General features: G+C 47.4%; 2 protein-coding genes. Both read right to left on the bottom strand.

All coding sequences use genetic code 11. The features are described from left to right. The coding region (locus tag A3735_RS05045) for a hypothetical protein (RefSeq protein WP_156499413.1) at window positions 1-199 on the bottom strand (199 nt) is incomplete at its 3' end. Beyond that, on the bottom strand, window positions 196-833 hold a 638-nt coding region (locus tag A3735_RS05040; protein ID WP_156499412.1), incomplete at its 5' end, for an aspartate carbamoyltransferase catalytic subunit. The genes A3735_RS05040 and A3735_RS05045, both read right to left, overlap by 4 nt.

Below are 833 nucleotides of genomic sequence, written 5' to 3'. Positions count from 1 at the left end.
CTGGCAAAGCGACAGAAAGATCAATCAAGCCTGGTAATACATAGGCTCCATTCAATTCTTTTGTAGGAGTGCCACTTATCTCGGCAACATCGATTGCCTCGATCAGACCATCTTTAATCAGCAAGGTTTCAAAAGGAGCCCAGGACGCGCCGGAGTCAGAGAAAACTAGACGCTGACCATTTTTAAGAAGCATGCTCATTTTGACTCCTCACTGTTTTTCTCTTCCGTTTGACCACTCATTGCCATCGACATAACCGCCATTCTTACAGCAATACCATTAGTGACCTGATCCAGGATCACTGACTGCTCGCCATCTGCAACTTCCGACTCGATCTCAACGCCGCGGTTAATCGGCCCCGGGTGCATTACAATTGCATCAGGTTTGGCTAGTGCCAAGCGCTCACGAGTCAAGCCATAAAGCTGAAAGTATTCCTGCTCACTCGGTAGCAAAGCTCCTTGCATTCGTTCACGCTGCAATCGAAGCATAATAATCACATCAAGGTCTTTTAGGCCTTCATCCATATTGTTATAGACATTAACATCCAATGACTCGACACTTTTCGGCAGCAAGGTATTAGGAGCTATCACTCTTACTTCATCAACACCGAGTGTATTCAGCGCTCTAATCTGGGATCGTGCAACTCTTGAATGCAAAATATCACCCACAATTGCGACTTTCAGGCCCTCGAATTGCCCCTTATTCTGACGAATAGTCAGCATATCCAGCATTGCTTGTGTCGGGTGGGCGTGCCAACCATCTCCTGCATTCACAATAGCCACACCAGGTGTGACAGACTCTGCGATAAAATGCGCGGCACCACTCGAGGCATGTC

The organism is Oleiphilus sp. HI0061, from assembly GCF_001635675.1.
Note: the sequence above shows the minus strand (reverse complement) of the source record. Positions and strands in the feature narration are given on the sequence as shown.